This window comes from Brevibacterium sp. NPDC056726, assembly GCF_042790515.1.
GTDB classification, from domain to species: Bacteria; Actinomycetota; Actinomycetes; order Actinomycetales; family Brevibacteriaceae; genus Brevibacterium; species Brevibacterium sanguinis.
The window spans coordinates 346404-367526 of record NZ_JBHTYZ010000002.1 but is presented as its reverse complement, the minus strand read 5'-3'; the positions used below and the strand labels follow the sequence as shown (position 1 = coordinate 367526).

Here is a 21123-nt window from a genome sequence, read left to right as displayed (position 1 = left end):
TTGAGTCCGATCAGAGCACGCGAGCGAATGGTCGAGGACATCTGCGCCCGAGCCGTGACCGAAGGCGGCATGCTCTGCATGCTCACCGGCTTCGCGGGAACCGGCAAGACGTGGCTGCTGCGCCGGATCGGCGAGACGATGTTCAGGACGTCACCGGTCGCCTTCGCCACGGCCGACGAGTTCGAGAAGGACGCGCCCTTCAGCTTCGTCGAACGACTCCTGAGCACGGGACTCGCCCCGTTCCGGATCCTCGACGGCACCCGGGCACCGCTCGACGTCGCCCGGGAGATCATGGCCGAGCTCACCGACAATGAGCGGCCCCCGCTGCAGACGGTCCTCGTCGACGACGCCCAGTGGATCGACGTCGAATCCCGGCTCGTGCTCCGCTACCTCGTTCCCCGGATCATGCGGCAGGGCTACTTCATCGTCGTCGCCGGCCGGCTGCCCGACGTCCACGGCGCCCCCGTCTCGTTCATCGCCGACCTCGCCGAGTCCTCCCCGCAGGGGGAGAACATCGTCCTCGAGGCGCTGACGATCGCAGAGATCCAGGCGCTGGCGGTCGACCTCCTCGGCGCATCTATCTCACCGTTCACCGCCGAATCGCTGCGCAACGCCACCGGCGGATCCTTCCTCGGCATCGACAGCATCTTCCGCCGGATCACCCCGCAGGAGCGCAACAAGCTCCACCTCCTCTGGGACATCCCCATCCGCGGCGTCGACCCCGACCACAATCCGCTGCTCGCTCCGGTCCTCGGCCTCTCCCCCGCCGCCCGGCTGGCCGTCGAGATCGTCTGCTGTGCCGATACGGAGCTCGCTCCGCACATCGTCGCCGAGGTGGCCGACCGCCTCGGCGAACCCGCCGACATTCATCCCGCCGTCGCCGCCTCGGTGCTCTCGGAATCCGGGTTCGGGTCGACGATCGCGCCGCGTCACGCACTCATCGCCCATGCCGTGCGGCAGATGCTGCCGCGCGAGCGCGCCCAGGCGATCTACCGCGCACTGGCACCGTCGGCGACCGGGTTCCGCCGGATGTGGTACGCGTTGAGCGGAGCCGAGGAGTGGACGGATGAGCTCGCCGAGGCGGTCGACGGGTTCATCGCCGAATCCGTGGCCGCGCGCAGCTACGCCGCTGTCAACGACGTCATGCGCCGCAGCCTCGACATCGCCACCGGTGAGGCGCGGCAGACGATGCTCATCAGGCTCATCCTGCTCAACATGCGCGGCAAGACGGTCTACGCCGTGCTCGACCTGCTGCCCGAGGTCGAAGCGCTGCCGGAGTGCCCGGTCCGCGAATGCATCATCCTCACGATGCTCGCCCACCGCAAGGATCAGGAGTTCCCGCGGGAGCGGCTCGAACAGTTCCTCGCCGAGGCGACCGACGACCCGGACGTGCGCACCCTCCAGTCGTATGCCGCCTACCTCTCCGTCGTCGAGGTCATCCGGAGTCGGGACTACGGGCGGCTGGGTCCGGTCATCGACGCCGCGCTCGCAACGATCGCCCGTGCCCCGCATGACCCCGAGGAGGTCACCCGCCCGGGGATCCGCTGGATGGTGGCGCCGCAGGGGCGCGCGATGGTGCTCGAGACCTACCGGCTGCTGCAGCTCGTCCTCGAGGCCGACCGGGCGACCGTCATCGCCGAACTCGATGCCCTCGTCCCGCGGGTGCTCGCTCTCGAGCCGAGTTCGTTCAAGGTCGACGCGCTCACCCCGCTCGCGGTCGTCGCGATGACGATCGGCGAGGTGGGTCGGGCCCGGACTCTTGCCGGGATCGGCGTCGGACTCCTCGAATCCGTCGTCAAACCGTGGGGTGCGGGAACGGTGCGCCTCCTCCATGCACATGCGACGTCGCTGACCGGGTCGCTCGACGAGGCGGCCGAACTCGTCCTCTCCGCGACCGAGTCGAGCGGCAGCACGATCGACGTCGAGACCCGGCTGCCGCTGTCGGGTCTCCATGCGTGGCTCAACGCGGCACGCGGGGTGCCGGACTTCATCGATCTCGAGGCGCAGACCGACCGGCAGACGAGCATGCAGTGGCAGCCGTATGCCGCGGACATGGTCATCACGGCGTCATGTGAGCGGGCACGTGCCCACGGTGATCCCGAACGCGTGCTCGCAGCGTCCGCCCCGGAGAAGGTCAAGAGCCTCATCGGGACCCAGCGGGGGTTCCTCAACTATCGCGCGCATGCGCTCCTCGACCTCGAACGGTTCGCCGAGGCCGACGCACTCATCGACCGCCTCGGAGAGATGGAGGGCACGAGCTGGCAGCCGTACTGGGGGTCGGTCGACTGGCTGCGTGCCCGGCGGATCGTCGCTGATGGTGGAGTCTCCGGGTCAGCCTCCCACTCGGCGGATGCCGTCGCCGAGGCGCTCCGCCGCTTCGAGGCGGCACTGGGCGATGATCGGTTCCCCCTGCCCCGGGCGCTCACCCTGCGCGACTACGGCGTCGTCCTCGCCGGGCTCGGGCGGAGCGAGGAGGCCAGGAAGGCGCTCGATCAGGCGCTGGCGATCGTGCGGAGGATCGGTGCCGGGGCGTACGAGCCGGGCATCCGGGATGCCCTGAGCGCGGTCGCCGAGAGCGAGCAGGATCTGCTCGCGTCGCTGACGAACCGGGAGATGGAGATCGGTCGTCTCCTCGCTCAGGGACGCAGCAACCAGGAGATCGCTGCGGAGCTGTTCGTCGCCACGGCGACCGTGCGCTATCACGTGTCGAATCTGCTGCGGAAGCTCCAGCTCAATCGGCGCAACGAGGTGGCCCGGATGTTCCGGTGAGTTATTGCCGGTGCCGCGACTCCGGGCGCGCTCCTGGGCGCGCTTGAGCTCAGGTGCTCAAGCTCAGTTGCTGCGACGTTGGACCAGCCGCACCATGGCGGCACCGGCACCGGCGATGACGGCACCGAGGACGGCCATCCACCACATCGCACCACCGGTGCGCGGGAGGAACCCGGCGTCGCCGCTGGCATCGGAGCCGCTGCCGTCGGCGTTGGCCGTGGAGCCGCTGCCGCCTGCGGCCGCGGTGCTGCCGTCTGAGTTCGCCGAGCCGGCCGCAGCGGCTCGCGCGTTCGCGTCGGCCCTGGCGTTCGTGTCCGCTCCGGCGTTCGAGTTCGCCGCCGCATCGGAGTCGGCGGCAGTGCCTGCACCGGAGTCGGACTGACCACCCGCGTCGGACTGGCCACCCGCGTCGGACTGCCCACCGGAATCGGTGCTGCCGCCTGTCTCCGTTCCGGCCTACCCGGCCGACCCGGCGTGGTCACCGCCGAGCTGGAAGAGCACGTCGAAACGGCCCTGCCGCTCACCGACGTTGGACTTGTTGCCCGAGGTCGCCTCGCGGGGGAAGTCGTAGCCGATCGTCACCGGGGTCGTCTCCCCCTGGGGCAGCGGCATGTCGATGATCTGGGTCGTGCCTGCGCTCTCGAGGTCCCGGATCGACGACCGACCGGTCTGCCAGTCGATGAGCAGGTCCGAGTAGAAGTCGTCGTCGATCGTCGGGGTCAGCAGTTCGACGTCGACGATGCTCACGGTCAGTGTTCCGTCGGTGGGCCCATCGTTGCGGACCATGATGGTGCGAGAGGTCGAGTCGCCGGGGACGGTGACGGGGAAGCCGACGAAGCTCTCCGTCGTCGCGTCGCTGTAGCTGCTGCCGTCCCACGAGAGCTGAATGGCTCTGCTGTAGTCGGCGCTCGCGGCACTGTAGTCAGCACCCGCGGCGCTGCCTCGGGCTGCAGTGATCGTTGTGTTGGGCGCGCTCAGTCCGGTCGGCGCGCTCAGTCCGGTCGGCTCGGTGACGGAAGCAGAGTTCACTGGTGCGCTGACAGCGGTTGCACCGACCGCAGGCGTGCCGGTGCCCAGGAGGCTCGTTGCGAGGACGGCGGCTCCGGCCACGAGGAGGCGAGTGCGCGTCACGGCTGCTCACCCCCGGGGCGGAAGGTCTCGTAGGCGAACGTGATCTCGTGGGTCGGTTCCTTCTTCGGGTCGAGGCCGAGTCCGACCGTCGCCTTCCAGGAGTCCTTCGCCTCGACCTCGGTGCCTGCCGGATCCTCAGCGGTGACGGTCGCGGTGTTCTCGTACTCGCCGACCGTGCCGTTGTTCTTCAGCGTCGCCGTGACACACCAGTATTCGGTCGTCGGGGCCGTCGTGTCCGAGTAGTCGGCGCTCACCGGGGTCGAGGTGAGTTCGCCCTGCGCGGCGGGAGCGTTGGCGACGGTGCAGTCGCCGGGTGCGCTGACGGGGAACACGATGACGTCGGAGGCGCCGAAGATGCCGTCGGACCACGCGGGCGGCGTGAGCTCATAGCGCAGGCCCTTGTTGCCCTGGCTGAGCGAATCCGTCTGGAGGGGAATGGCGACTTCGCCGTCGCGGATGAGGGTCTCGGCATCGGCGGGACCGATGCCCACCGTGACGCGCCCGTCGTTCGCCGGCTGGGAGTCGTCGACGCGACCGGCCGCGAAGTGTTCGTAGCCGCTCGAGATCTCCCCGTCGCCGTGCGCTGTGTCCGACCACAGGGCGAGAGAGGTTCCACCGGCGCCGATGAGGATGCCGAGCACGGCGAACACGCTGAGGATCACGGCTGTGCGCTGCTTCGTCATGGTCGGTCTCCCTCCTCACGGGTCTGGTCGAGGGTGAAGGCGAAGCGTCCGAGGTCGGCGACCTGGACGGGACTCTCGGCGCCGAACCGATCGGAGAGGTCGGCGAAGTCGAGGGAGACGCGGACGGAGAAGTCGTCGGAGCGTCCCGCGTCATCGGTGACGAGGAGTTCGCTGGGGTCGTCAAGCGTGGTCACGGTGCCGATCGGTGCGGGTTCACCGAGGCGGTTCCCGGTGGCGTCGAGCACTTCGTAGGTCGCCGTCACGCCGTCGGGCAGAGCAGCCGGGTCCGACCAGTCGACGGTGATGCCGGCGACCATGTTGTCGCCGGTGAGGTGGGTGGTGAAGTCCTGGGTCATCGCGACGGAATCTCCCTGGCGGACGAGGAACGTGTCGGGGTCGATCGTCCGGCCGCTGTCGGTGACGTCCGGTGAGGTCTCACGCCACGTGGTCTCACCGGCGGTGACGTCGAGGTCTCCGGAGACGATCGCCGCTGGTGCGGCAGTGCCCGTGGTCTTCCACAGTGCCATGGTGCCGCTGCCGACCGCGGTTCCGGCGAGCAGGACGCCGGCGGCAAGGAGCGGCAGTCGCCAGTTCTTCCTCGTCATGTCGTCTTCTCCGTCTCAGGGGTGCGTGAGTTCTCGATCGTCGATGGGCCCGCGTCGGCTGCTGTCGTTGTCTCGGACTGCGTTGGTGGAGCCTGCGCCGCCGCGTCCTTCTTCTCGCGCCGGCGTTCGATCGCGCCGGAGACGAGGGCGTAGGCGGCGTAGGCGATGAGGACGAATCCGATCCCGGCGACGAGGAGACCCTTGTTGCCGCCGACCGCCTGCTGGACGTAGCCCAGCTTGGGGATCGAGTAGAGGACCTTGCCCATCACCTGTGCTTCGACGATGGGTTCGTCGTCGTCGCCGTTGGCGTCACCGCGGGTGACGTAGGTGCGGCCGTCCGCGGAGTCGGTGACGGCGACGACGCGGTGGGTGATGAGCATGGGATCGTTCGAGCGGGGCTGGAACGTCACCGGGTCGCCGATGCGGTACTGGTCCTGGGGTACCGAGACGACGATGTCGCCGGGTTCGTAGGTGGGTTCCATCGAACCCGTGAGCACGGTCAGCGCCGCGCCGTTCATCACCTTCGGAACGACGCCGACCGCGACGGCGAGAGCGAGGAAGCCGATGAGGAGGATGGCGAACACGCCGGACGCCAGTCCGCGTGCGAATCCCGTGGTCCGGGCCATGGTGCTCTCCTCTTCGTGTGTTCTCTGCGTCTCTCAGATGTGCCGCGTCTCCGCGGCGGGGTGTGTCAGCTGTGCCGCGGCTCAGCGGTCCTGGTTGAGCTGGATGGTCGAGCCCGCGAGGGCGGCCTGCTGCTGCACGAGCTCCCGGTTCGGGGTGGACTCGTCGAATTCGGCGGTGACGACGACGTTGAAGTCGGCGGTGCCGTCGACGGCCGTGCCGGCAGCGACCTGGTTGGAGCCGGGTGCGGTGTTGTCGGGCGAGACGAGGGTGACCTCGACGCCGGCGTTGTCACCCGAGGCGATCTGCTGACCGTTGGCATCCTCGACGGTGTAGGTGAGGCTGAGGCCTTCGGCGAGTGCGCCTTCGAGCTCTCCGCCGCCGGCGAGCTGGAGCTTCGCGACCATGTTGTCGCCTTCGAGGCCGACGTCGACGCCGTACTTGCCCTGGACGGTGTCGCCCGGGATGATCCTGAAGGTCGCGAGGTCGATCGCGTGGGGGCTGTCGGCGCGGTCGGCCGAGATGTCCTGCCAGCCGGATTCGGTGACGGCGACATCGAGGTTGCCGGCCGTGATCTGTCCGCCGTCGGCTTCGGCGCTGTCGGACCAGAGGGCGAAGGTTCCGCCGCCGAGGAGCAGGGCTGCTCCGGCCGCTCCGGCGATGATTCCGAGGGTCTGCTTCTTCACTGTTCTCTCCTTGTGGGGGTGGCAGCTGCGAGGCTGCGCTGTCTTACTTGGTCACTGCGCCGGAGGCGGAGCAGGTCATGGTTTCGCCTGGGTTCAGGCTGGTCTTCGGGCACGTGACTGCGGTGCCCGGAAGTCTGTCGTCGACGACGCTGATGCCGTCGAGCGGGGTCTTTCCCGTGTTCGTCACGAGGTAGGTCCACGTGATCGTCGTGCCGTCGGCCACCCGCTCCCCGGCGGGGATCTCCTTGGCACCGTCGAGTCCGTCAGCGGTCGGGGTGTCCCATGCCTTCTTCTCGATCGAGACTCCGGGCACGAGTGTCTGCTTGTTCGTCACGGTGCACTTCACGGTGTCCCCGGAGGTCACGTCGAGGCTGATGTCGCTCTTGTCGACGCTGACCTTGGCGCCGTTGACAGTGCATTCGACGGCGTCGATCGTCCAGCCGTCGGCGGTCTGGGCGTCGGTGAGGATCTCCTCGATGTCGATGCGCGACTTCTGTGCGGGCTTCGGTGTGGAGAAGCGGACCTGGTAGCCGACCTTCGAGTTCTCTCCGGTCGTCTGCCGGCTGTCCTGTTGCAGGGTTCCCGGGGCCGAGGCGGTCACCCCGAAGGTCCAGCCGGCACCTCCGGACGATGCACTGTCGGCACCGTAGGGAAGGGTCTGCTTGGCGATCTCGATGTCCGCTCGACAGGTGGCGCCCTTGGCGAGGTTCTCCATGAGGGTCGCGAGGTCCTCCCACCCGGCTTGGAAGTAGTCGGCGTCGTTGATCGATCCGCCGTCGCTGTAGCCGGCGGGACCGGAGATCGCGGCGAGGTTCTCGACGCCGCCCTGGATGCCGTCGCCGACGCCGACAGCCATGATGCGGCTGCCACCGGCCTTGATGGCATTGGCGGAGTAGATCGCGGCTTCGATCTCGTCGAAGCTCGTCACGTTGCCGTAGGTCGAGGTGTTGCCGGAGGAGAAGGTCGGCAGACCATCGGTGACGACGACGGCGAGGTCGTACTGCTCGTTGGCATCCGCGACCTGCCACAGACCGCTGTCCCAGTTGGTGCCGCCCTCTGCGACATAGGCGTCGATTCGCGATTTGATCGTGTTCGCGTTGTCACCGGGGTCGATCGACATCGAGGGCCAGTTGCGACCGCTGTCGGTGGAGTCGCGCGGCGCGTTGGAGGCGAACGTGTAGAGGGCCATCGAGGAGTTCGTTCCCTTGAGAGCGTCGACCATCCCCTTCGCGGAGTCCTTGAGGGTGCCGAGCGCTCCAGAATTCGCGACGGATCCCGAGAGATCGAGGACGAGTGCGACGCGCAGCCCGGCGGTGCACGAGGCCTCCAGTGCCGGATTGGTGCGGCTGTTCTGCCAGGTGCCGGTCGAGTTCGTGGTGTTCGATCGCGACCCGGACGTCATGAACTCCGAACCGGAGCGGTAGGTGCTGCCCGCACGCAGCTGAGTGCCCGTCCGGAACGTGTAACGCTGAGCCGAATTGCTCGAGGCTGAGCCGATGACGAGCTTGTCGTTGGCTGACCAACCGTTCGGCGTCGATTCCTGGACGACCCAGAATCGCTTGTCACGGTTCTCCTGCCTGAAAATGAGCCCTCTTCCCGTCTGTGGCACAACGAACGAACAGTCGCCGTCTCCATCAGAGGTGCAGGTGGCCCAGCTGTCGCGCATGGGGGTCGACGGCCCACTGGAGCCGCCGTCATAGAGGCGCAGCGTGACGCCGGCGAGTCCGGAGACGGAGTTCGCTGCGGTGCGGTCTCCGCCGACCTTGACGGTGATCACGGCGTTGTCGCCGGAAGGGCGGGGAACGGATTGCGGGGCCACGGCACGCGGCGCTCGTGCGGGAGACTCCGTCTCTTCAGGAGATTCGCCGGCCGCCGGTGCCGGGGCCTCAGTGGGGGTCGGGGACTGCGAGGGGGTCGGTGCTGCATCCTCGCCCTGCGGGTCTGCGTGGGCGACGGGAACGGCAGAGAACATCATCACCAGGATCGTGGCGATGATGACGCAGGCGCGGGTGAGCCTGGGCGCGAATCCATGCTGGTCTCTCACGGTTCTCCTCGAGCAGTGTGGGGAGGCAACTGTTCGAGTGTAGGAATCGCGCGCGCGCAGCACCCTGGCCGAATGGACGGGTTGGGTGTTGGGAAAGTGTTGGGTTTCGCCGGGGTTGCTGCGAGCCCGTTCTCAGACTTCGCCGCCGATGTGACGGACGCCGCACCCAGGCGGGGTACGGGGCTTGGAATCGGGCGGGGCCACGTACCCGGATCCGACGGCCCGGAGCCTCAGCCGAGGATGTCGATGAGCCCGGGAACGGGCACCCGCGGCAGCGATCCGGAGGTCGCGAAGCTGCCCCAGATCCGGCGCAGCTCAGGTCCGGCCACCTCGGCGGTGGTGCCGTAGTCGAGGAAGCTCGAGTCCCATACGGGACCGGGGAAGAGCAGCGGCAGGTCACCGGAGTGGGCGGCGTCGAAGAAGCTGCCGTCGCCGCGGGAGACGATGAGGAGGCGGGAGCCCTGTCCACCGGACATCCGGTGGCGGTCGTAGAACTCCTTCGCCGCGCGGGTGTAGACCGCCGAGGTGATCCCGGAGATGAGCGATTCGAGCATCGGGGAGGTCAGGCGGCGTTCGTGGAGGCGGTGGAAGGCGGGGACGAATCCGGCGAAGAAGGCCATCTCGCGTTCGGTGCGGGTCATGAGCACGTCATACTCAGGTGCCACGCGCTGCCACGCGGCGGCGGCCTCCGCGCGGGACGGGAGCGGGTAGTCGCCGTAGTGGACGCCGAAGCACATGCCCGCGTGGAGGCCGCCGACGAGCGCGGCCTTGTGGACCTCGTCCTGGGCGGCGAGGATCTCGGGCACGCTCGCCTCGGTGGGGATGCGCTGGGCGACCCGGGCCATGGCCCAGTTCATCGATTCGGTGCCGCCGGAGAGTCCCAAGGGCGCCGACGCCATGATGACGCGCGAGAAGAGGCCGGTTGTCGCCTCGGCGATCATCAGGTGGGCGCACGCATCGGCTCCGGCGCTCTGACCGGCGATCGTGACGTTGTCGGGGTCGCCTCCGAAGGCGGCGATGTTCCTCTGCACCCAGCGCAGCGCGGAGATCTGGTCGAGGAGGCCGAGGTTCGAGTGCTCGGGCCGGCCCTGGCCCAGATAGCCGAGGACACCGAGGCGGTACGTCACGGAGACGACGATGAGGCGCTGTTCGGTGACGAGGGCGCGGGGGTCGTAGATCTCGGCGTCCCCGGCGCCGGAGACGTAGGCGCCGCCGTGGATCCAGACGAGGACGGGCAGCGCCTCCTCGGCGGTGAGGGCGTCGGCCGGCATCGTCACGCTCACGCGCAGGCAGTCCTCGCTGGTGGCGAGGCCGCCGATCTGGTCGAACCGGAACTCGGCGTTGGGGTCGATGCGGTGCTGCGGACTCGCCGGACCCGGGCGCGTCGCGTCGATGGCGTCGACGGCGGGTTCGTCGACCGGTGGGGCGAATCGCTCGGCACGGGCGTAGCGGATTCCGCGGGCGCGGATGATCTCGTCATCGACGACCGCGCGCACGGTTCCGCACGGTGCGGAGATGTCGATCCGCGCCGTTGTCGTCTGCGCACTCATCGCCGCCCGGTCCTGCAAACGTCGCTTCGAGATCGGCTTACTTCGAGGGCTCGACCGGGGGTTCGGCGGACCAGGGGAAGACGATCCACTGGTCGGTGCGCTTCCACACGAAGTCGGGGTCGACGATCGAGGCGGACTTCGCGTAGATGACAGCGGACTGCGCCTCGGCGCCGTTCTTCTTCAGCAGTTCGAGGACGAGGGCCAGGGTGCGTCCGGAGTCGGCGACGTCATCGACGACGAGGAGCTTCTTGCCCTTGATCGCCTCGATGTCGAGCATCGGGGCGAGCAGGATCGGGTCGGGCAGGGTCTCCTCGACGTCGGTGTAGAATTCGACGTTGATCGCGTCGGAGAGCTTGAGGCCGAGGGCGTAGGCGAGGGCGCCGGCCGGCAGGAGGCCGCCGCGGGCGATCGCGATGACGATCTCCGGGTCGTAGTCGGAGTCGGCGATGGTCTGCGCGAGATCCCTGGCCGACTGGCCGAAGGTGTCCCAGCTGAGGATCTCCTTGTCGGTGAGATCGGTCGAATCGGCGTGGTAGGCCTGGCCCATGGGTGCTCCTTGTGCGTCGGTGTGCTGGGATTCGCGGGTTCGGGGTGCTCTGTTGGCTCAATCGGGAATCTCAGGATACGCGCCTGAGTCGCTGATCTGCCATTTGATTCCCCACAGCCACCCTGCCGATCCGACGAAGATCAGCGCCGAGGCGGCCAGACCCCACCACGGACCCGCCAGGGCGGCGATCGCTCCCCCGCCCAGGGCCCCGAACGGTGCGATGCCCCAGGAGATGAGGCGGCTCGCGGCGGTGACGCGGCCGAGCAGGCCGACGGGGATCGTCCGCTGGCGGTAGGCGCCGGTGATCGCGGAGAAGACGACGGTGGCGACGCTGAGTCCGAAGTAGCCGAGGATGAGGAAGACGATTCCCGGCACCGAGGCGGTCAGTGGGATGAGGAGGCCGAGACCGGTGCCGCCGAGGACGCACCAGAACACGACCCGGCCCTCACCGAAGCGTCGGGCGATGGGGTCGGCGGCCATGGCGGCGCAGACTCCGCCGAACCCGGCGGCACCGAGCGCGACGCCGATGAGGGAGGCGGTGAAGCCGGGGAGTGACAGAAGATAGACGACGATCACGGCCTGTTGCATGCTCAGCGCGAGGTTGAATTGGGCTCCGCTTGCGACCATGCGCATGACGTCGGTGCGGCTGAGGAGGTATCGCCAACCGGTGAGGACGTCGGCTATCAGACCGGCGGCGAGTCGTCGGCGCGGGCGCTCGTCCTCGGTTCCTTCCTGCGTCCCCTGCCGAGGATCGCGGTGTTTCGCGCGGAGATCGCTGTCGTCTTCTCGGGTGTCGCTGTCCCCGTCTCGGGTGTCGCTGTTCTCGCCTCGGGTGTCGCTTTCCTCGTCCCGGGGGTCACTGTCTTGCGACTCGCGGTCGTTCCTCCCCTGTTGAGGCTCGTCCCAACGATGGAGCACCGCCGCGAGCAGGACGAACGAGACGAGGTAGCCCAGCACGGTGACGAGCAGGGCGGCGGCAGGGTTCGCGACCCCGATGAGCGCACCGGCGAGTGGCGGTCCGAGGATCATCGCCACGGACTGACTCCAGGTCAGGGCGCTGTTGGCTGTGGTGAGGTCGTCGGGGTCGATGCCGGAGGCGAGCAGGATCGGTGAGCCGACGAGGAAGAAGACGCTGGCGATGCTGACCGCCACGAGCAGTCCGATGAGCACTGCCGGGTGGAGCACGCCGGCGAAGGCGAGGCAGACGATCGCGGCGAATGCGGTGAAGCGGACGGCTTCGCTGGTCAGCAGCAGGCGTCGGAATCCATGCCGGTCGATGAGAACTCCGGCGACGGGTCCGACGATGAGCCAGCCGATGTCGTCGGCGGCGACAGCCAGGCCGACGACGCCGTCATCGGCGCCGAGCGGGCCCACGATGAGCAGGGGCACCGCGACCGAGGTGGAAGCGGCGGCAAGGTCACCGCTGAACGATGAGGTGAAGACACCGGCGAACCGGGCCGAGCGGAAGGGCCGAGTGACTCTCGGCGCGGTCATCGCGGGAGCTGTTCGAGAGGCCCCGCTTCCTGGCTGATGTTCCCTCGGCGTTCGGGAAGAGTGTCGGTCCGCCAGTACTCCCCGGTGTGCGGATTGCGCTCGAGGTACTGGTAGTCGATGAGCTCGCGTCGCAGGCGGGCGAAGTCGGCGTGGAACTGCTTGAGGTGCTCGTTGATCTCCTTCTCCGTGTAGATCCGGTCGCTGTCGACGGTGTCGCGGATGTCGAGGAGGAGGACGACGAGCGCGCGCCGCTTCATCGGGATGGCGGTGAGTCGCCCGTGCGGCATGAATGTGCGGCGCGTCTTCGCGCGGAAGGCGTCGAGCGCGGCTGCGAGTTCGGGGTCGAGGGGCGCAGGGTCGGCGTTCGCCGCGGAGGCGGGGCCGAGGAGCCGTTGCGAGAGGAGGGCGGCGCGGGCGGAGGTGTAGTTCTCCCCGGTCTGCGCCATGCGTTCGCGCACGAGGGATTTGAAGTCGCTGTTCTTCGTCATAGTGGTCAGTCCTTTGCCGACCGAACGCTGCCCCAGCTCAATGCCCGGTCAGGAGTTCACCGCTGACGGGTCGATCCGAGGATGTTCTCCCCTTCGCCGGATGGTCTGTGTGCTGGGGTGCCAGACCGGGCTGGGCGTCGGATGCGCCGCTGAGCACGAGTATAGGTCATGCACGGCACAGGTGAGATGGACCGTGCAGTCAGTCGGCGACGGGTTCGAGGTAGAGCCAGCGGCCGGCACGGCGCACGAAAGCGGAGTTCTCCTCAAGGATGTGGTCGCCGAGGCTGTCGCGGTAGTGGGCTCGGAAGTGCACCGTTCCGGTGTCGTCGTTCTCCAGGCCGCCGGTGGTGTCGACGATGTCGAGTCGCGTCCAGGTGACGAGGTCGTCGACGCCGAGGTCGGCCGGGCGGGTGCGCGGATGCCAGGTGCGGAAGAGGTGATCGGCGTTCTTCGTGGCGAAGGCGGTGAAGCGGGACCGCATGAGCGCCTCGGCGGTCGTCGGCCATCGCTGGCCGTCGAGGGCGGGGCCGCAGCATTCCTCGAAGCTGGCACCAGGTGGCATTCCGGAGCAGGGGCAGATCATGGCTCGATGATATCGGCTGCTCAAAAATCGGTGCGGACCCGGGGTTCGGACCATTTGCCAGACACGGCAAGCCAGCTCACCGCACCCCGACGACTGCTTACGGTTATAGTGTGACTCGCCCCGTGAGTTAGGCACGAAACCCTCCAGGAGGAACATTGGAATTTGAAGAGCGGCTGACAGCACTCGCCACAAAAGTTCAGAATCAACGCGACGCAATCCAGACGGAAGAGGCCACGAAGAACGCTTTCGTCATGCCGTTCATTTCGACAATCCTCGGATACGACATTTTCGATCCTCTGGAGGTAGTCCCCGAATTCACCGCAGACGTTGGCGTGAAAAAAGGCGAGAAAGTAGATTATGCGATTCTGCGCGACGGGGAAGTTCAGATCCTCATTGAATGCAAGAAAACAACCGAGCCAATCCGAATAGAACACGCGTCTCAACTTTTCAGATATTTCTCGGTCACAAACGCTCGCATTGCCGTGCTCACCAATGGAGAAGTGTATAATTTCTACACTGACTTGGATGCGCCGAATAAGATGGATTCCAGGCCGTTTTTGGTCTTAGACCTGAACGACGTGGATGAGACCCTCATTCCTGAGCTTCGGAAACTGTCCAAAGAGATCTTTGACCTCGACTCGGTCATCAGCGCGGCAGAAGAACTCAAATATGTCGGGGCAATCAAAAGGGAAATGGCCGCTCAGTTCAGAGAACCAGATGAAGCGTTCGTCCGACTGTTCACCAGCCGGGTGTACGATGGCCGATTCACGCAAGAAGCGAAGGCTCAATTCACAGAACTCGTAGCGAAAGCCGCAAAGCAGTACCTTAACGAGCAGGCGAACGACCGCCTTAAAACTGCCCTGGGCGCAAGCTACACATCAATGGGCGCCAACACCACGCCGGAAGAAATTATAAGCAGTTCCGAAATTGCTGAAGACGACCTAAATAGAGATACTGAAATTGAGACCACCCTGGAGGAACTTGAGGGTTATCAGATCGTAAAAGCTATCGCATGCAGCGAAGTAAAACCGGAACGCGTCGCGCAACGCGATGCCAAATCCTACTTCGCGGTCATACTTGACGACAATAACCGGAAGCCGATCGCTCGCCTGCATTTCAATGGAAAGAAACAAAAATATCTCGGGATCTTCGACGAAGATAAGAAAGAAACTCGAATCCCAATCGACGGCATTGAGTCTATCTATGACCATGCCGAACATATCCGCGCAACGGTTAGAAACTATCTAGACTGAGCAAGTGTGATCTCAACTGGCGTGATGGCGTCTAGGTGCCCATCACGCCGGTTGATCACCTTGACGCGCAAATTGAGTGCTACATTTCGGCAAACGTGCCAGTATGGAGGGATGACGACCGTTTATCTCTCCGGTGATCCAAAGTCCGATGAACTCCTCGCCGAGGACCCCTTCGCCCTGCTCACAGGCATGCTGCTCGATCAGCAGGTCCCGATGGAGGTCGCCTTCGCTGGTCCGGCCAAGCTCGCTGAGCGCCTGGGCAGACTTGACGTCGCCGAGATCGCGGAGATGAACCCGGACGAATTCCTCGAGAAGTTCGCGGAGAAGCCTGCCGTGCATCGGTTCCCGAAGTCGATGGCCGCCAGAGTGCAGAAACTCGCTGAGGCCATCGTCGACGACTACGACGGCGACACCGCAGCGATTTGGACCCGCGGAGAGCCGACCGGCGCCGAGGTGCTCAAGCGTTTGAATAACCTGCCCGGTTTCGGGGAGCAGAAGGCGAAAATCTTCCTTGCACTTCTCGGCAAGCAATTCGGTCTCTCGGCGCCTGGTTGGCGCGAGGCAGCCGGTGTCTACGGTGAGGATGGTAGCCGACGTTCGATCGCCGATGTCGTCGACGAGGGAACTCTCCAAGAGGTCCGAGCCTTCAAGAAGCAGGCCAAGGCTGCGGCGAAGGCCGAGAAAGCAGCGAAGTAGAGTCGGGTTCCCGTCGACGACAGTTCTCGTCCAGCCGACGGCTCCACGGCGGCTCGGTCGGTTGCAGTGTCGTTCGAGTGATAGTTCCACGGCAGCTTAGTCGGCTGCGATGTTGTTCAGTTGACGGTTCTACCGCGGCTTGGTCGGCTGCGGTGTCGTTCAATTGATGGTTCCACTGCCACAGGTCCACAGCCACAGGTTGGGTTCAGGCACAGTCGTCCCCTCCGATCTCAGTCGGGTGGTCGACTCGACCCGTTCGCACCCGGCTCGCCCCCACCGGCATCATCAGGGCCGCCCGAGTGACCGAGGTCGTCGAAGAGGGTGGTGATGATGTCCTCGGCCAGGAACCGAGGATGGAAGATCGGTTCCCGGGCAGGATCGACCGATGCCGGTGGCACCCACGCCGGGCGCCCATTGGCCATCATCCGCATCTCCCACTCCGACCGGTCCATCAGATGATGATGCGCACTGCACGCCAGAGCCAGATTGTTGATCTCCGTGCGCCCACCGCGGGCGTGCGGGATCACATGATTGGCATCGCACCACCCCGGAGGGGCATCACACCCCGGGAACGTACACCCCTTGTCACGGGCCGTGACCACCGCGATCTGCTGCTTGTTGGCAAACCGTTTCTCCGTGAGCACCTGCACCGTCTTCGCCTTCTGTGACACCAGATGGAAGAACACCTGCCCGTTCAACCCGCGGGCCTGCAGTTCACCGATCGGGATCGGCGTCTCAACACCGGTCGTGCCCTCCCCGGTGCCGTGGGCAAGATCCTCAGCCGTCGCAGTCACGACGAGCGCGTAAGGAGTCCCGGCCCCGGCCTGGTCCATGCTGATCCGCGAGACCAGAGTCGCGAACCGTTCATAGATCCACGCCCTGGCTGTCGGCTGCTCGGCGGTCAGATCGACCCGGGACCCGTCAGCACGCACCCCGACACCCACGAGGAACTCGCTGTCCTCCGGCTCACCCGGAACCTCACCGGGACGAGTGCTATCAGTGCCGGCAGTGCCGTTGGAGCTAGTGGTGGCGTCTGTGTCTGCTCGGCCCCAGGCTGGAGCCTGGCCGACGGTCGGTAGGGGTGCGTCGAAACGGTCACCGTGCAGCACGGAATCGACAACGTCGAAGAGAGACTCCTGACCGTCAATCACGGTGTCATTCCCGGCGCGAACTCCGACGGCATCGGCGGCCGCATCGAAGACACCATCGTCAGGATTCCCGCAGGCACCCGAACCGTCGGCGGGGGCGCCGAAAGCACTGCCGTCACTGTCGGTGTGGGCTGTGTCCTGGGGTGTCGTGGTTTCGGTCGCGGATTTGATCCGCGAGGTCAGCAACCCGTTCAACGCCGCCCCCGCTACAGGGTCGAGGAGACCATTGAGCACCCAGTCACCATTGCGTTTGGGTCGGATCGTCACCGCATAGTCACTGCGCGGTGTCTCCTCGACCGGTTTCTTCCCATCCGGGTCGATATACCCCAGCATCCGATTGAAGATCGCACGAATATCAGTCACCCGCACCGTCGGCGCATAACCGACGAGGCGTTTCTCCACATCCGCCCGCTGCTCCGGGCTCACCCAGTCAGGCAGGGCGGCCAGGCAGTCATCAATGGTCTTCGCCTGCCCCGCCGACAACGCGCCCGTGTGGAGGGCTTCGGAGACTTCAGGACACAAGGGTTTGAGTGCCTGCCCGGCCAGATCCACCCGCCCGCCGAGGTTCTTGGCCATCTCGGCCCGCCGGTGGGCTTCTGTCCGGGTGAGGTTGAGTCGGTCCTGGATGAGGGACTTCGTGTCCTTCGCCCCCGTCTCCGCCGGTGTCCCCACCCGGTCATAGACGGACAGGGCGAGAATCGACAGGGCTTCAGAGACCCGAGAGAGGGCTTCGGCACCGTCGACGAGGAGGAGTGCCTCGTCGGGTCCCATGGGTTTGTCGAAGGACCGCAGTTGGGCATCGAGGTGCATGAGGGTGGTGATGCCGGTGGTGACTTCCGGGGCGAACGCGGACAGGTCGGCCCACGCGGTGCCGGTGAAGAGGGGGTGCCTGCTCACCCAGGCGGGCACGTCGGTGTCCCCGTCCAACGCGGCAGCGGCCGCGGCGATCTCAGCGATCTCAGCCTCGACGGAATCCGGCTCCTCGTCCTCGACTGACGGGGCATCCGTCGGAGTCGAATCCCCACTGGCGGCATCAGTGGTGTGGCGGCGGGCGACAGGACGTTCATGCTCGGGCACGGGACCGTTTGCGGCATCGTAGTCACCACCGGTGGCATCGTCGCAGCCAGAAGGCCCGTTATAACGCCCGTTGGCGCTCGTAGGGTCAGCACCGGCGGAACCGAGTTGGCCCGCATCACTACCGTCGACGGCATTGTCATCACTGTCGTCGCCGAGAGTATCGAAGTAGGCGCTCTCCGGCTCGGGGCTGTGGTCTTCGGCGGGAGGGGCGGGGGTGAGGCCGGCGAAGGTGTCGGCGAGGGGGTTACCGGTGAGGTCGATGCCGGCGTTGGTGAGCTGATCGAACAGCGACCCGGCGTGCGGGGTGTCACCAGAGGATGGGGAGAATTCCGGCGAAGACGACCCGGCCGTGTGCGCACCCGCGGCGTCGTTGCCGGGGGTGGGGTGTTTGCGGTTCGGGGTGAGAGTCATGGTCTCCAGGGGTCCATTCGCCATTGTCCATGTCTTGTGACCTATTATACACCATTGCGGTGTGTGTCAAGATGTTTCTTTGTTTTTTGTTCGACTATTTTCCCGGTGTTCTAGATTCTTCGATTCCTAGCGCAAGTTGTGTTGTCTACGTGCCGATGCGTGTCGCGACTTCGGTGTCAGCCGGGGTTCGTGTGTGTTCCGGGGTGGGTCGATGCTACAGGTCGGCACAGACACGACCACGGAACAGACACGTCCGCACGAGAGACGTCTGCCAGGCTCGCGACAGCAGTACGCGCCGACCGTTGACGACGGCGGTTCGGGCAATGAATGCTGGTCGAGCAAGCGCCGCTGGTCGAACGATGACGACTGGTCGAACAATGCCCGCCGGTCGAATAATGATCGGCGATCGAACAATGGCCCATGGTCGAGCCGCTAACCCAGCGATCGGCAGTCGAGCGGCGAACTGAGCGCTTGGCAGACGAGCCGCTGACTCAGCGTTCGGCAGTCGAGCCGCGGCCCTCACTCTCGGCGAGCTGTCGGAGGTAGTCGTTGTAGGCGTCCAACTCCTTGTCACCGTGCATCGCAACCTCACGGTCACGGATCTTGTTGTTCTTCGACTCCTGACGGAACCACGTGATGAGGATGATGAGGAGAATGATGACGGCGGGACCCTCGCCGTACGCCCACGCAATCCCACCGGCGAGTTTCTGATCTTCCATGGGGTCGATCCCCCACCTCGGCGGGAGCTGGGCGAACCGATCGACCAAGGGCAGCGCAGCCATCATGACGATGACACCGAAGAACGCGTGCAGACCCGCTTCCATGAAGGAGTGGAAGATGCGGACGACGTGCGATTCGGGGACGGGAAGCGGGTCGGCAGGGATGAGCGTTGCGTTGAAGACTATTCCCGTGAAGAGGAAGACGAGTTCGAGCGCGATGTGGACGCCGATGCCCTGGTTGAAGACCCAGCTCGCGGCGTCGGAGAGATAGAGGCCGTAGAAGAGGGCGAGGAACAGCGGAATCGAGAACAGCGGGTGGACGATGATCTTGCCCGGCCACGATCGCAGGCCGAAGATGGCCGCTCTCAGGATCATCCGGCCCGGCAGATTCCGCGGTGTCGAGCGGAGCAGGAGCGTTCCGGGAGCGCCGAGGAGGAGCAGCGGTGGCACGGCCATCATGAGGGTCATCTGCTGGAACATGAAGACCGAGAACATGACCTGGCCGTAGCCCTCGATCGCGAGTCCCATGGTCGCGGCGAGGAGCAGGCAGCCGAGGAGGAAGAGGATCCCCCGCCATGCCGGCCACGGGCGCTTCTGGACGGCGAGACGGATCCATCCGATGACGTAGGCGAGAGCGACGAGACCCGCAATGACGGGTATGACGGGTATCGGCTGCAGGTCGAAGCCGAGAAATGCTTTCAGGGACGGCGTTGCGGTCGGAATCCACGCCAGGTCAGTCATGTTGCGTACGGCACCTATCTCACACGGGTCTCGCTGTCTCAGCGAGTAGGTCTGACGACTAGGTTACTCCCCTGTCAGAGCCGGCGAGTGAATAGCCGACTCGTGAGCAGGTTATCCACAGATTCAACTGCGTCTGTTCTCAATCCATGAGTTCTCGCATAATGTGGGACACCCTGGCGCCTGGCCATCAGAGGTGCCGTCGGCACGAACCGCAGTGTCAGCATCACGGACCACAGAGGCGTGGAATGAGAACCGGAATCGCTACACCAGCTCGTCGAACCACCATCCGTCGCCGTCTCCGCACGGTTGCCGCAATCGCGGCTGTGGCAGCCCTCGGCGCGGTCATCTCAGGGTGCGAGGACAACTCCCCGGTTGCAGCGCCGACGTCGACTCTTCCTGCGGCAGGTCCCTCGGCCGGAACCTCGACGCCGACCGTCCCCGAGTACACCACCGACCTCGACCTCACCGACGACGAGAAGAAGGCGGTCGACGGGGCGCTGGTGGCGTTCGAGGGGTACATCAAGACGATGAACCGGGTATTTAGCTCTGGCGGTGAAGATATGGAAGGAGTCGATAAGTACGCCGCCGACAGTTCGCTCGAGGCTCTAGAGAGCAGCGCGAACGAGCTAAAGAAGAACGGGGAGTATATGGCCGGGGAATACGACTACTTCGACCTTCGTGTCGATGAAGTCAAACTGAAGCAGGATGAAGCCGGATCGAACGAGGTCACGCTTCTTTACTGCTCAAACGATTCTAACCGGGCAGTAGTAAAACTAGGCGAGCCGTTACCGTCTCAATCGCCACAGAGCCTAACGATCAGGCATACCGCTACTGAGAAGGACTCAGGATGGGTTATCACTAACCAGGAACTGTGGAGCAAGTCGTGCGAGTAATCGTTAAGTCCCTGGCCGTCTTCATCGCAGTATTTGTAGCGGCGATCACTGTTTCGCCCACATCGATAGCGGCCAAGGGACCCGGTTGCGACGCGCTCAATGAACGAAACTGTGGCATAGTCCAACCACCCGCTCCCCCAGGTCCACCCGGCGGAGGCGGCGGTGACGGGGGAGGCTCCGGTGGAGGAGGCGGCTCCGGTGGAGGCGGGGGCTCCGGCGGCGGCGGTGGCGGCGGTTCCGACGATGGTGACGGAGACGGGCGACCAGACTGCGTCTATGAAGAGCTCGGCTATATCTGCGCTGACCTGCCCGGAGGCGGTGGCGGAGGGGGCGGAGGAGGTCCGGCGCGACCGGCACCGCCGACGGAGATTCCCGAATCGCAGTTCCAGACATTCGACATCCCCGCGCCGACCATTCAGGCCTGGCCGAAGGACTGGGCGGTCATCGGCAAACCCGCCGCCTTCTGGACGAACGCCGACGTCAGCTACATCGACATGACCCTCCTCACCTACGCCGTGCAGGTGAAGGTGACTCCGGAGAAGTACAGCTGGAACTTCGGCGACGGCACCGGCGCGACGACCACAACCAAGGGCTCGAAACCGCAGCCCGGCGACAAGCCGGAGATCGGCCACGACTTCCAAGAGGTCGGACCGACCACCGTCGAGATGACGACGACGTTCACCGGCGAATTCTCCGTCGACGGCGGCCCCTGGATCCCCATCGACGGCTACGCCTATGTCGCCAGCAATGAGCTGACCATCGACGTCTACCGATTCCACCGCTACCTCGTCGACGAGGACTGCAATGCGAATCCGAATGGTCCCGACTGCAATTGACCCAGTTGCAACTGAAGTGGAATCGTCCCCTACCCTTCCACGACACCTGCAGAATCGCCGTCTGTTCGCCTATGCCCTAAACATCCATTCGTCCGCGCAATCGACCCCCGTTCCCCCGCGCCATCTCCCTCCGTCCGCACTTGCC

At 65.7% G+C, this 21123-nt stretch carries 19 protein-coding genes; 6 read left to right on the top strand and 13 right to left on the bottom strand.

Features of this window, described 5'->3' with window-relative positions; genetic code table 11:
* Positions 1-27: 27 nt before the first annotated feature.
* Entirely contained in the window at positions 28-2769 is a 2742-nt protein-coding gene (locus ACFQ91_RS05180; protein WP_198498522.1) for a LuxR C-terminal-related transcriptional regulator, read from the top strand.
* 94 nt (positions 2770-2863) lie between these two features.
* Positions 2864-3151 carry a hypothetical protein gene (locus ACFQ91_RS05175; RefSeq protein ID WP_376872021.1) on the top strand — a complete coding sequence of 96 codons (288 nt, stop codon included), beginning with the start codon at positions 2864-2866 and terminating at the stop codon, positions 3149-3151.
* A 74-nt stretch (positions 3152-3225) separates the two neighbouring features.
* Here the strand turns inward: ACFQ91_RS05175 and ACFQ91_RS05170 are convergent, their stop codons facing one another.
* The 11 genes from ACFQ91_RS05170 to ACFQ91_RS05120 all read right to left on the bottom strand — a co-directional run bounded on the left by ACFQ91_RS05170 (position 3226) and on the right by ACFQ91_RS05120 (position 13183).
* Positions 3226-3900: a hypothetical protein gene (locus ACFQ91_RS05170; protein WP_376872024.1), complete on the bottom strand. Its 675-nt coding sequence runs from the start codon at positions 3898-3900 to the stop codon at positions 3226-3228.
* The gene (locus ACFQ91_RS05165; protein WP_198498520.1) at positions 3897-4583 is read right to left on the bottom strand and encodes a hypothetical protein; all 687 of its coding nucleotides are present in this window, start codon (positions 4581-4583) and stop codon (positions 3897-3899) included. The genes ACFQ91_RS05170 and ACFQ91_RS05165 overlap by 4 nt, the downstream gene beginning before the upstream one ends.
* Positions 4580-5188, bottom strand: coding sequence for an alternate-type signal peptide domain-containing protein (locus ACFQ91_RS05160; RefSeq protein WP_198498519.1), 609 nt, complete (start codon positions 5186-5188; stop codon positions 4580-4582). The genes ACFQ91_RS05165 and ACFQ91_RS05160 overlap by 4 nt, the downstream gene beginning before the upstream one ends.
* Positions 5185-5814: a signal peptidase I gene (locus ACFQ91_RS05155; protein ID WP_198498518.1), complete on the bottom strand. Its 630-nt coding sequence runs from the start codon at positions 5812-5814 to the stop codon at positions 5185-5187. The genes ACFQ91_RS05160 and ACFQ91_RS05155 overlap by 4 nt, the downstream gene beginning before the upstream one ends.
* A gap of 81 nt (positions 5815-5895) precedes the next feature.
* Positions 5896-6498, bottom strand: coding sequence for an alternate-type signal peptide domain-containing protein (locus ACFQ91_RS05150; protein ID WP_198498517.1), 603 nt, complete (start codon positions 6496-6498; stop codon positions 5896-5898).
* A 43-nt stretch (positions 6499-6541) separates the two neighbouring features.
* Positions 6542-8542, bottom strand: coding sequence for a vWA domain-containing protein (locus ACFQ91_RS05145; protein ID WP_198498516.1), 2001 nt, complete (start codon positions 8540-8542; stop codon positions 6542-6544).
* 230 nt (positions 8543-8772) lie between these two features.
* Entirely contained in the window at positions 8773-10092 is a 1320-nt protein-coding gene (locus ACFQ91_RS05140) for a carboxylesterase family protein (RefSeq protein ID WP_198498515.1), read from the bottom strand.
* A gap of 37 nt (positions 10093-10129) precedes the next feature.
* Complete coding sequence (locus ACFQ91_RS05135) at positions 10130-10639, bottom strand: phosphoribosyltransferase (protein ID WP_137825613.1); 510 nt, start codon at positions 10637-10639, stop codon at positions 10130-10132.
* Positions 10640-10696: 57 nt separating this feature from the next.
* Positions 10697-12133, bottom strand: a complete 1437-nt coding sequence (locus tag ACFQ91_RS05130) for an MFS transporter (protein WP_376872033.1) — start codon at positions 12131-12133, stop codon at positions 10697-10699.
* A complete protein-coding gene (locus ACFQ91_RS05125) occupies positions 12130-12621 on the bottom strand; it encodes a DUF2087 domain-containing protein (protein WP_376872036.1) in 492 nt (163 codons plus the stop codon). Before ACFQ91_RS05125 ends, ACFQ91_RS05130 begins: the two co-directional genes overlap by 4 nt.
* A 199-nt stretch (positions 12622-12820) precedes the next feature.
* The gene (locus ACFQ91_RS05120) at positions 12821-13183 is read right to left on the bottom strand and encodes a YchJ family protein (RefSeq protein ID WP_198500943.1); all 363 of its coding nucleotides are present in this window, start codon (positions 13181-13183) and stop codon (positions 12821-12823) included.
* A 176-nt stretch (positions 13184-13359) separates the two neighbouring features.
* Here ACFQ91_RS05120 and ACFQ91_RS05115 point away from each other — a divergent pair, with 176 nt between their 5' ends.
* Complete coding sequence (locus ACFQ91_RS05115) at positions 13360-14457, top strand: type I restriction endonuclease (protein WP_376904064.1); 1098 nt, start codon at positions 13360-13362, stop codon at positions 14455-14457.
* A gap of 111 nt (positions 14458-14568) precedes the next feature.
* Positions 14569-15153: an HhH-GPD-type base excision DNA repair protein gene (locus tag ACFQ91_RS05110; protein ID WP_376873180.1), complete on the top strand. Its 585-nt coding sequence runs from the start codon at positions 14569-14571 to the stop codon at positions 15151-15153.
* Positions 15154-15383: 230 nt separating this feature from the next.
* On the opposite strand, the gene ACFQ91_RS05105 is transcribed toward ACFQ91_RS05110, so the two are convergent.
* Together ACFQ91_RS05105 and ACFQ91_RS05100 are read right to left on the bottom strand one after the other, a co-directional pair.
* Positions 15384-17789: a DUF222 domain-containing protein gene (locus tag ACFQ91_RS05105; RefSeq protein ID WP_376904062.1), complete on the bottom strand. Its 2406-nt coding sequence runs from the start codon at positions 17787-17789 to the stop codon at positions 15384-15386.
* Between the two features lie 491 nt (positions 17790-18280).
* Positions 18281-19249: a cytochrome c oxidase assembly protein gene (locus ACFQ91_RS05100; protein ID WP_376872991.1), complete on the bottom strand. Its 969-nt coding sequence runs from the start codon at positions 19247-19249 to the stop codon at positions 18281-18283.
* Between the two features lie 323 nt (positions 19250-19572).
* Between ACFQ91_RS05100 and ACFQ91_RS05095 the strand changes: the two genes are divergently transcribed.
* Both ACFQ91_RS05095 and ACFQ91_RS05090 read left to right on the top strand, forming a co-directional pair.
* Positions 19573-20142 carry a hypothetical protein gene (locus tag ACFQ91_RS05095; protein WP_376872994.1) on the top strand — a complete coding sequence of 190 codons (570 nt, stop codon included), beginning with the start codon at positions 19573-19575 and terminating at the stop codon, positions 20140-20142.
* Between the two features lie 494 nt (positions 20143-20636).
* Positions 20637-20978 (top strand): hypothetical protein, encoded by a 342-nt coding sequence (locus ACFQ91_RS05090; RefSeq protein WP_376872997.1) that lies wholly within the window; start codon positions 20637-20639, stop codon positions 20976-20978.
* Positions 20979-21123 lie beyond the last annotated feature (145 nt).

Bases quoted from the DNA above. Each gene is read 5' to 3' on its own strand.
- ACFQ91_RS05175 (WP_376872021.1), top strand. From the start codon at position 2,864: ATGGCGGCACCGGCACCGGCGATGACGGCACCGAGGACGGCCATCCAC.
- ACFQ91_RS05120 (WP_198500943.1), bottom strand. From the start codon at position 13,183: ATGCCACCTGGTGCCAGCTTCGAGGAATGCTGCGGCCCCGCCCTCGAC.
- ACFQ91_RS05160 (WP_198498519.1), bottom strand. From the start codon at position 5,188: ATGACGAGGAAGAACTGGCGACTGCCGCTCCTTGCCGCCGGCGTCCTG.
- ACFQ91_RS05140 (WP_198498515.1), bottom strand. From the start codon at position 10,092: ATGAGTGCGCAGACGACAACGGCGCGGATCGACATCTCCGCACCGTGC.
- ACFQ91_RS05135 (WP_137825613.1), bottom strand. From the start codon at position 10,639: ATGGGCCAGGCCTACCACGCCGATTCGACCGATCTCACCGACAAGGAG.
- ACFQ91_RS05110 (WP_376873180.1), top strand. From the start codon at position 14,569: ATGACGACCGTTTATCTCTCCGGTGATCCAAAGTCCGATGAACTCCTC.
- ACFQ91_RS05090 (WP_376872997.1), top strand. From the start codon at position 20,637: ATGACCCTCCTCACCTACGCCGTGCAGGTGAAGGTGACTCCGGAGAAG.
- ACFQ91_RS05165 (WP_198498520.1), bottom strand. From the start codon at position 4,583: ATGACGAAGCAGCGCACAGCCGTGATCCTCAGCGTGTTCGCCGTGCTC.
- ACFQ91_RS05125 (WP_376872036.1), bottom strand. From the start codon at position 12,621: ATGACGAAGAACAGCGACTTCAAATCCCTCGTGCGCGAACGCATGGCG.
- ACFQ91_RS05130 (WP_376872033.1), bottom strand. From the start codon at position 12,133: ATGACCGCGCCGAGAGTCACTCGGCCCTTCCGCTCGGCCCGGTTCGCC.
- ACFQ91_RS05100 (WP_376872991.1), bottom strand. From the start codon at position 19,249: ATGACTGACCTGGCGTGGATTCCGACCGCAACGCCGTCCCTGAAAGCA.
- ACFQ91_RS05105 (WP_376904062.1), bottom strand. From the start codon at position 17,789: ATGACTCTCACCCCGAACCGCAAACACCCCACCCCCGGCAACGACGCC.
- ACFQ91_RS05180 (WP_198498522.1), top strand. From the start codon at position 28: ATGGTCGAGGACATCTGCGCCCGAGCCGTGACCGAAGGCGGCATGCTC.
- ACFQ91_RS05155 (WP_198498518.1), bottom strand. From the start codon at position 5,814: ATGGCCCGGACCACGGGATTCGCACGCGGACTGGCGTCCGGCGTGTTC.